Below are 9,953 nucleotides of genomic sequence, written 5' to 3'. Positions count from 1 at the left end.
TTTTGTGTAATACCGTCCATATTAGGAAAGTTGTTTTTAGACAATTCCTAAGTGACGCTACGGCAAATAACCCAGTCAGCCATAACCCGACAGTTCCTGACCCAGTCAGCCATAACTCGATAGATCCTGAAGATTGGCAATGGGATGAGTGGGAAGACAGGCTTTTCAGTGGTATGAGCAAAAGGGGTATTAGAGAGCTGAAACTCAGTCATCGCAACCTCATCTGCAGCACACTTAGCGGCCATATAGGGCCTGATGAAGGTAAAATTTTTGCTCTTTTAGATCATCCACACTTTGAAGCATCACTGACTGCAGGAGGAGTCTATAAGAAAGTAGATCCTCTTTATATCAAGATAGTTATCCAAAATCACAAAGGTAATGAAATGTTCAGCAAACTGCTTGAATTATACGAAACTAAAGGTCATGTTATGCCCGCAGGGCTGATCAAATCAGCCATTGCATTGGGTTATCTACCAAAAAAATATATTGATAAGCTTTTTCAACTTGACTGCCAATAAACAATTGGAGAGGGATCTCCCGACGATCTAAAAGCTCACCATCAACTGGTCAATGAAAGCACTTTATTAACCAGTTTGCCAATACCTGCCGCCGCCTCACTGATATTTTGTGCCAGCATATAAGCTGGAGTGCTCACCAGTTTATGGGTCTTGTCAACGACAATATCATCAACTGCACAGGGTTGGTGAGTGACTCCGGTTTGCTCCATTGCCGCAGCAGTTTCTGCATCATTACCAATGGTTGCCATAACGCCTTGAGCAAAAATACGGCCAGCCATTGCTGGAGCAATGCAGATCAAGCCAATGGGCTTGGCGGCTTCCGAGAACGCCTTGACGGCAACCATCATATCAACCTGCACTCGCAGTTCAGCCCCTTTAAACGCAAAGTCCGACAGGTTTTTCGCTGCGCCAAAGCCACCTGGCACAATCAGGGCATCAAAGTCCGCGACTTTGAGGGCTGTCAGGGGTTCGATATTCCCCCGGGCTATTCTGGCGGCTTCCACAAGAACATTTCGCTGTTCCTGGCTTTCTTCCCCGGTCAGATGGTTAATGACGTGGTATTGATTGATATCAGGAGCAAAGCATTGATAGGTTGCCCCCTGCTGTCCGATACTCAGTAGCGTTAATACTGATTCATGAATTTCAGCACCATCATATACACCACACCCGGAAAGGATGACTGCGACTTTCTTCTGATGACTTGAACTCATTAGCGTATTCTCCTATCAATGTATAAATCACGCAGAAGGGTTCCCATAAGGGGAACTCATGATCAGAGTTTTATTGTAAATCCTGATTGCTTTATAAAGTAGCTCTTATCCAGCAGGCTGTCCGAGAAAAGACTGCCCTGCTGCGACTGCGACAAATTTTTGTTTCACCGGGAGGGTGTCCTGGTTTTAGCCACCATGGATTCAAGACAGTTGACTATCTCCGGGAACAGGGATTCGCAGATGGCCTGATGCGCTTCGGTGTCTGTCTTTTGCAGAATAGTCTCCATTATGCTGTGCAGTTCATCCTTCTCCTGATCACTGAACGAATAGTGATCATCAGGTTCATGGTGAATAAAATCCACCATTTCTGTCAGTCCACAACTGAGCGCCTCAAGGACAATCTTCCGGTCGATCTCCCCCGACTCAAGCAATCCGGTTAACAGTTGCTTCACCTGACGAATTTCTTCATCAATATCGCAGGGATTATTTTTGCCTGATATGGATTCTGCTCCTGAATTTAGATAGTTGTCTTTGATAAACTGTTTAAGCGCCCTTTCTTTAACGGTATCGGTTGCTGATACGGTAAGGTCGTCCTCTGTAAGACCCGGGTTTTCCCGGAACAGGGAAAAATATTTTTCCTGAAAATAGTCCATGATTAATCATCGCTCCTGTTTAAACCGGTAACCCCCTGGTTTGTGGGTTATGGATAGGCAAGGACACTGCACGATCTTTCAATAATGCCTGATGCAACTTCAAAACATCCTGATATTCCCCATCTGACTGACCATAGAGCGCGCTGACAAATGGACTGGTGACCACTTTGGACAGCATGCCCTGTGGGTCCCGATGCAAACAGTAATGAGCAACTTTACCCCAGAGTGTTTTTGGCGCGGCATCAATCAACCGGCTTAAATTCAGCCGAAACCGGTTTAACGGATGGACGGCAATTTGATGATTATGAGCGTAAGTGTCCAGTAAACTTTCAGATACAGATTCCTTGAGATCCTGCTCATAGGCCATCAGCTGCTCTTCTGAACCATCAGTGGGTTTCGATCTTCCGGAAAGATAAGACATCCCACTCAAAACCGTGATCACCAGTTCATTAATGACACTGGCTATCACGATACTCTGGATTTTCCCCGGTTTAACGCCATCGGCAAATAGATGATCGGTCATCAGCTGTACTCCCAGGGTGGCTCCCCTGAAGAAAACTAATCGAAAGAGGGCAAAAAATAACCATGCCTTTGTTGGCGACAAGCCTTTGTCAATAAGCCTGGACTGAACGGCAGCACCCAAAGCAAGAACAACGGTATGTGCCAGAAGCAAGTCAGTAAACAGTTTGGGAGGGTTACTTTTTTCAGCACTGCCGGTAGCAAGATACTCTCCCCCGGCTATGCAGGCAGCAGCGATAACCGATGTAAAAACCTGACAGCCAAAAACTTCAATCATCCACATTTTCAAACTCAAACAGCGTTTCCTGTCAGGGTTTTCAGTAAACTGACTACTGACGCCCAAGGCATTCTTGGTGCCCTGAAAACCGAAAAAGCCAGCCACACCGAGAACGACTCCGGCATATTTAAGCTTTTCCAATACCGGGTTGTCCGACGGGGTTCCGATAAAACTGGTACTGGGATAACCCGAGGCCGTCTGGATTACACCCGCTACTTCATCCCCGGCGAGAAACAGTCCGGAGCCAACACAGGTCGTGATAAAGGCATGTAAAAATGTTCTGAGGTCAGTCTCCGGATTTTTCGATGCATGACTCAAGGCACCGCCCAAACTTCTGAGCAACCTTCTGTAAGCCTCAGGCTGGCTGTTCCAATGTTCAAAATCGTGTTCAAACAACGCCACCGCAATGGCGGCTCCATTGGCAAAAACAGCATTGTGCGTACCATAACGACCATCATCATGCGTGGCAGGTTCCAGATGGGTCACTGAAGGGATAACAAAGTCGTTTACCTGCAGTGTTGAATCAACCACCTGATAGCTGTCCGGCCGGGAATCGCCTGACGCTGATTTTACCAGTTGATAATCCATAACCCGCCGCTCTCCGAAATCAAGAACACAGTGTATATTCCGGGCCTCACACGCCTGATCATCACTTACCCAGAAACCGCCCACTGCCGTTGCAGCAGTCTCACCTGAGCTGTTTGTCACATTGACCAGGATGGTTTTATCATCACTGCAAATAAAGCAGCCTGGCTTTGGTTCATTTAAGGAACAGGTAATAGTGAATAGATCGGGGGAAACACTGCCATTACGGCCTGTTGGTTGAATAGTAAAGCTAACGGGACCTTCGGCTAATTTTTCTGCCATGTCGACAACTTTGCACTCTGGTCTTTCTTTCATTGCCATTGCGTGCAAGGTATCTTTCTGTCTGAGTTCAACCGCAATTTGATGGGGCAGTTTGCCAGCAAACTGCTCAGAGATGGAGTCTGCTTCGGAATTATTGATTGGTATTAATGAAAAGGCATTACTTTCTAACTGAACACCCGGACTCGCAAAAGAACCTGATTCTATCATACCGATGACATCTCAATTTATTTTTAACGTTAAAAATAGCGACCAAACAACGCAAAAGGCAAGATGAAAAGTAATTTCAGAAATATGATTTTTTTGAAATCAACAACGCCAGAAGCCGAGAGTACACAGGAAGAAAAAGTAGGTATATCAACTAAAAACTCAATTTTTTTGTGTATAAAACAGAACTCCTGAGTGGCAGTGGATAATCACTTTTTTGTGCCATGCAAAATCAAGTGGCAAGACTATTGTATTTTATACGACAAAAAACATGTTTTATTGTTCCGGTCATGTCCGAAACATATGTTCAAAACGACAGTTGAGCAACAATCAAAAAACCTGAATTCGTATCATAAGCTACTTTTACGTGTTAGGATCATAGATCCAAAATCATCATTTATCCATCCTGGTATTTCTCATTTTATGTGTGTTCATGCCCTGCCGAAAATAGGATTGCAGATGGATAAACTGAGGCTGAGTTATGGGTCAGAAATTAAACAACGATGTTCTTACATTATTGAACATGCACTATAATGCTTACTGTAAGGTCAGGAAATACGCTGATAAATATAAGCATCCGCACCCAACGGACACCCGTGGATGGTCACAGATAATAGTAAGTGCTCTAACGGGAATTCTTGGTTATGAAAGGAGGAAAGGGCCTGATTTGGAAGATGGTTCAGATGTGAAGGCAGCCAACTGTTGGGACGCTATTGATACACCGCGATTTAATGGATGCATTAAAGCCGGAACTCATGCATCAACAGCAAACAGTATGTTATCACTTGATGAAATGCCTAATCTTTTCTTTGTCATGTGGGATCAATCTGAAGCAACAAGGCAGTATCGGTGCCGGGTGTGGGTCGTTAATACTCAAACAGACCCTGAGTTCAGGAAAATGGCCAAGCGCTGGTATGATCAACGTGCAAGCGGCGTGATCACTAGTGACAACTTCCAACTTCAACCGCCAAGAAACAAAGATAACAATATTTTCAACAACAAGTGCGGATGTCTAGAGTACCCCCTTATGCTTGAAGCAAGGGTTTCGAATGATAAATATGTTCTTATAAAATATGAACCGGATGCTCAAATAAAAGGCCTATGTCGTACAATTTAAAGGAATCTTTACCTCGCCCAAAAACGAGATTACAATCTTCCATCTGGACGAGGAAAAAATATGCCGACTGTCAGTAATACTTACCAAAGTTTATATGAATCACTTTCTGATCTGAGAGAACACTTGCATCTATCTGGCCGAATGGATGACTCAAATGCCAAGCTGGATGAAGTGTCTAAAGTTATCGCAGTTTGTATCGCTGCTCAAAATAACTGGATAAATGCTGAGGAGTTTAATGACCTGGTTAGAACTTCAAAGCATGACAATATTGCCGTAGATGTACTGAATAGAGCCTTTGAAACCTGTAAAACCCTGCCAAAGTTTATCAACACAGATGGTACATCTATTTTCGGGTCATCAAGCAAACTCAATATTCAGACGACTGATCATGAGTTTGCCCTGAAGCTTGTCAGAACAATACATGGTGCATTTTCAAGAGCGGTTAATCATGTATCGGAAGATAGCTCTTTTGATCTGATTAACGAGGCTTTTGGCCACTTTGTGCGGGATAATTTCAGAGGTAATATTGAGGACGCTCAATACATGACACCGCCTGAAGTTGTGGATTTTATTTGTGACTGGGCAATATCGGAGCTGGCTTTAGACGGATTTAAATTCAATATAGAGAGTTTGAAAATCCTTGATCCATCATGCGGAGTGGGTAGTTTCCTGGCTTCGTTTTACCGAAAGCTAACAGCGTATTTAAATGATATTCCCGAGAAGATAAATCTGATCGGGCAGGATAAAGTTGATAGAATGGTCAGGCTTTCAAAGATTAACATGATGCTTTTTGGCAGCAATGTGTTTGATATAGAGCAAGGAAATTCTTTGATTGATTCTCACCGTTTAGATAACCTGAACGGTAAAGTTGACCTGATCTTGACCAATCCGCCGTTTGGCGCGAATATATCATTCGATAAACTCAATTCACAACCAAAAGATAATTATCCACTGCTTCACGGATCTTATTCAACAAGCAGGAATGTTGACTCGGAACTCGCCTTTATAGATAGAGAGCTGGCACTGTTAAAAGATGGAGGAAAACTTTTTATTGTTGTACCTGACTCAACCATATCTTCCAGAGGCTTGGCTGAAACTTTAAGGATCAGGATTCAAGGCATTGCAAAACTGAAAGGCGTGGTTGAATTACCTTCTGTTGCTTTTGCTCAAGCCGGAACCAGGACTAAAACTTCTATTTTATATTTAGAAAAGTGTACAACAAGGTGCTTCAAAACGGATCTTGTCACAATGGCTACCATTAGCGATCTGGGATTCCAGGTTTCATCAAGAAAAGGCGTTGCTGTCAAGAAGTATGATGGGGTAAATGAGCTTGTTCTGCTTGGAGAAAAGTTATTCTATCAAAGTAGAGTAAAGGGAATTGTGTCAGAAACCCCGTCTTGTACAATTGAGACCTATGCCAATATCAAAGATGCTTCCTGGACTGCCAGCCACTACAGCGCCAAAAGAGTTAAAGCGGTTAAAGAAATTGAAGAAATGCCAGGTTTTGAGGCAAGGCTTCTCAGCGAGCTGGGTGACTGTGAGACCAAAAAAAGGAGGAGGCTTAAGGAAGAACCCGGGAGTAAGTGTATTAGTGTCCTTCATATCATTGGTGATGGGATTTTGGATTTTAATGAATTATTTACTTATGAACCCAAGACCAAAGGTAACGTTTGTTATGAAGGGGATATATTACTATCGAAAATCAATCCAAGAATTCCCAGGGTAATCGTAATCCCTGAACTTGATTTCCCTACTACTTGTTCAAATGAGTTTGAGATAATAAGGGCAAGGGAAGGGATTGACCCATACTGGCTATGCTTCATGTTGCTTGAAAAGGTTGTACAAGGTCAAATTCAAAGCCTTACTTCTGGTACATCTTCCTCTCATAACAGGATAAAGACAGCAGAACTTGAAATGGTCAAAATCCCTTTTCCTGTATCACAGGATATGGATAAAAGAATGAAAGAAGCTGCAAGCCGCTATCGAAAGTATGTTAACAATGCAATAACATCCCTTCTTTCTATTAATGACTTAAGGCAGAGTTGGTATAAGGTATACATTCCCACAGGGGACCGTGGGAACGAGGTACTGTCGGTAACTGCCTGCGCTTGACAAGTCAGCCCCGGGCAACCTGTCTGGCTAACCGGGTAATTAATCATTAGGTAAACCCCCGGCTATGCCGGGGTGGCTCGCATAGGTTTCTTTATGTGCCGATGCTTTGCCTTGATGCGACGCTGGTAATTGTCTTCAGCGTTTGCCAGATTGGATATGACTGAGCGAATCTTACCCTTAAGGCTGGCTTTCGCTGCATTAAAGTACCGGGCAGTAATCCGGTAGCTGGCAATGGTCTTGTTTTTCAGGGAAGCCAGTGATTGTCCCTAACGCCACTGGATATAATCCACGTTCGATGGACGACATCAGTCCAGCGATAGCGGACAGGGCGGCATTCTGGGCAGTGGAGATGTTCAGGCGGGTCTGGAAGGTCGGTGACAGGATGTCAGTCAGAAACGAGTCTTTTTCGCTTATGGCTTCCCGGTATCTTCTACAACCAGAAATTTTTTATCCTCTATTTGCCGCCGCCACGAAGGGCGATCTATTCTTGGGCAGCCTAATGGTCTTCATACACGTTATGACTCCATTTACGCTGATAGGGTGAGTCTTTGAATTCTTTGAAATCTTCATGAACCATCTGACGGGTAACATCATCCAGGCTCTTATTCTCACGCTCAAGGCGCTGCTTGATTCGCTCCCAGCGATCCGGGGTCAGCGTACCAATGATGTGACCGCTGATGTTATCTATTAACTGATACCGGTCTTCATTGATCTCGATGCGAACCTTCTCATGGCCCCGGTTAACCACAAGATTGTTACGGTCGGTTTGTTGCCAGCCATTTCTTTGCAGGGTTTGTTGGTGGGCCGCAGTCAGTGGTTTTTTCCCCAGCACGGCCATCACCAGCTGGAAATCCTGTTCTTCCATATCCAGAATGGCATCCTCATCAATGATGACTCCAGGGCGTTCCTGTTTCAGTTTTGCCACCTGTGCCCGGCGCTCCTGGTCCATGGGTGAGGGAGGCGAGGCGCTCAGGCGCTTGCCTTTTCTGATGGTCTGTTGCAATTCTGTCGGCTGGTGAGGATACAGGTAGCTTGCGTCCTCATGCAGGCGAGTGTAACGGGGAATCATTGCGAAACATTCGGCGATTCTTTCTACTTTTGTTGTGGTGATGATGATGTTCTGTTGGGTCTGTTGCTGGTCCCCGGCACTAAGGCCGGGCATTTTCAAAATGTACTCCAGGCTTGCCAGGTACTGTTTCAGGTGCTCAAAGTAACCGGACAGATGCTGGTCATCGCCACCGCGGAGGTAGACTTGCATCAGCGGCTTGTTCGAGTTAATCAATTCCCGCACAAAGGTGGCGCGGTCGTTGCCCGCCTTTCGGGTTTTTGCCTGGTGCAGTTGTTGCATGAATTCCATGCATTGTTGGTAATAGATTCCAAGTAAAAAGTATTCTATCTCTTCCAACAGGGGCTGTATCTGATTTTGCAAATCACCAAATGCCTGTGGGCTGGTTGAGTCTTCGTTGCCCAAAGCCCGTTCCACTGCTGTACGCCACTGCAAAAACTGTTTCACCAGGTCCGGTCCGTGTGACTTGTTATAGGTACTTTTAATGTCGTTTATTTTACCGTCAATGACTTTTTTTTGTGCGTTCAGCTGATCAATCTGAACTTTACCTTCAAGGGTTTTCTCATCGGCTTTACTGAGCTGGTCAGTCACTAGCTCTAACTCTTTGGCCAGCAGTTTTATCTGGTTGAGCAGGACTTTCTGTGGTGGCAGGTCTGCGGGTCTGCCGCCACCAGCAGCACCTGACGAAGGCCCGTCCTCAAGCCGTAGCCCGGAAAACCGGAGTCTCAGTACTGGATACCGTTCCCCGGGTGGCTCTTCAGTGATGGTTATGCTGCCAGAAGCCCCGGCGGGCTGCCGGGTGAAAGGGAGCACGGTGGCATTCACTGGCGCAGGGACGAAGTGATCCCATTGAGTGAGGGCGGATATGTGATGTGAACAATCATTGGTTTTGGGGTGGCAATGGCTGGGATAATGAGCATCAGCCAAAGAGCATCGCCTGAAGAAGGCTGTCACCTCTTTTCGAATATCTGCCGGGCTAGTCTGTGGGTCAGCAGTATTTGGTACGTTTGAGCATAATTTGGTAGCAAAAGGTGGATTGATCTCAGCCATACAGGTACATCCATTGTTTAAGTGATGAAATACAAGACCATACGCTGGTTTGGTTCCTATTTGTTGCGGCTTGAAATAGCTTTATCAGTTAGATACTCAGCTGACAAAATAGTTCCCTGAATTTCCTCGACAGCACCCTGATGGGAATTGACATTCTGGCTGGCATTCCCCCGGGACTGTGAGAGATCAAAGCACTTGAATTCGATGCATCTGCTCCGGCAGAAGTCAGAATATGTGTTGAAGGAAACCGCGAGTTGAACATTCCCTGGTCGTTCCGGTGAATCATTGCCCGTATGCCTGGAAGTTAACATTCATAAACCCGGACATGCGGCAACAGCCTTGGCTTGCTGCACTGCAGCTATCTTTTACACTCATTTTTGCCCAAAAACGGTCCAAGGCGCCGGGACAGGCTATGACGATTTTTGGCAAACAGTTCGTAGCCAAGGTCAGCAATACAAGCAACCCCTGGCCAGCGTAAAGGGGCCACCAGACAGCCCATACCCACGGCTTCCCAAGCGGCTAATGTGGCATCCATGCCTGTAACAACACGACCATCCGCCAGTTTTGCATGAATAACCCGGTCAAGTTCTGCCAAGTCAAATTCCGGATAGGTTTCCTGAAAATTGTCCTGCCTGATATCAACCAGCTTAAGCAGGCCTTTTCGGTTCTTTTTAACCAGACGATCAACTTCTTGCATGCACAGTGGGCAATCACCATCGTAAAACAAGGTCACTGGCAGCGATATTTCTTTTCTTTTAAGCACCATACTGAAATCACCAAATTTGAATGATTGTTGCCAGGAGGCTGTCCGAGAATAGCGCCCGACTGGGCGTCCCCGTAGCGAGGATTGCGAGAAATTG

The 9,953-nt window shown here is 45.4% G+C and carries 8 protein-coding genes; 3 read left to right on the top strand and 5 right to left on the bottom strand.

Going from position 1 to position 9,953, the window contains the following annotated elements:
• The coding region (locus KDK14_RS07930; RefSeq protein ID WP_257264548.1) for a hypothetical protein at positions 1-518 on the top strand (518 nt) is incomplete at its 5' end.
• A gap of 41 nt (positions 519-559) precedes the next feature.
• Here KDK14_RS07930 and elbB read toward each other — a convergent pair.
• From elbB to KDK14_RS07915, 3 genes are all read right to left on the bottom strand, one after another.
• A complete protein-coding gene (gene elbB / locus KDK14_RS07925) occupies positions 560-1,228 on the bottom strand; it encodes an isoprenoid biosynthesis glyoxalase ElbB (protein WP_257264547.1) in 669 nt (222 codons plus the stop codon).
• Between the two features lie 164 nt (positions 1,229-1,392).
• Positions 1,393-1,881: a hypothetical protein gene (locus tag KDK14_RS07920; protein WP_257264546.1), complete on the bottom strand. Its 489-nt coding sequence runs from the start codon at positions 1,879-1,881 to the stop codon at positions 1,393-1,395.
• A 19-nt stretch (positions 1,882-1,900) separates the two neighbouring features.
• Complete coding sequence (locus KDK14_RS07915; RefSeq protein ID WP_257264545.1) at positions 1,901-3,751, bottom strand: hypothetical protein; 1,851 nt, start codon at positions 3,749-3,751, stop codon at positions 1,901-1,903.
• Positions 3,752-4,229: 478 nt separating this feature from the next.
• Between KDK14_RS07915 and KDK14_RS07910 the strand changes: the two genes are divergently transcribed.
• Together KDK14_RS07910 and KDK14_RS07905 are read left to right on the top strand one after the other, a co-directional pair.
• Positions 4,230-4,865: a MamI family restriction endonuclease gene (locus tag KDK14_RS07910; protein ID WP_257264544.1), complete on the top strand. Its 636-nt coding sequence runs from the start codon at positions 4,230-4,232 to the stop codon at positions 4,863-4,865.
• A 141-nt stretch (positions 4,866-5,006) separates the two neighbouring features.
• Positions 5,007-6,977 carry an N-6 DNA methylase gene (locus KDK14_RS07905; protein WP_257264543.1) on the top strand — a complete coding sequence of 657 codons (1,971 nt, stop codon included), beginning with the start codon at positions 5,007-5,009 and terminating at the stop codon, positions 6,975-6,977.
• 496 nt (positions 6,978-7,473) lie between these two features.
• On the opposite strand, the gene KDK14_RS07900 is transcribed toward KDK14_RS07905, so the two are convergent.
• Together KDK14_RS07900 and KDK14_RS07895 are read right to left on the bottom strand one after the other, a co-directional pair.
• A complete protein-coding gene (locus KDK14_RS07900; RefSeq protein ID WP_257264542.1) occupies positions 7,474-9,093 on the bottom strand; it encodes a hypothetical protein in 1,620 nt (539 codons plus the stop codon).
• A 358-nt stretch (positions 9,094-9,451) separates the two neighbouring features.
• The coding region (locus tag KDK14_RS07895; protein ID WP_257264541.1) for a thiol-disulfide oxidoreductase DCC family protein at positions 9,452-9,953 on the bottom strand (502 nt) is incomplete at its 5' end.

Source organism: Endozoicomonas sp. ONNA2 (assembly GCF_024606365.1).
Taxonomy (GTDB): Bacteria; Pseudomonadota; Gammaproteobacteria; order Pseudomonadales; family Endozoicomonadaceae; genus Endozoicomonas.
The sequence above is the reverse complement of the archived record's forward strand: the minus strand, read 5'-3'. Positions and strand labels throughout refer to the sequence as shown.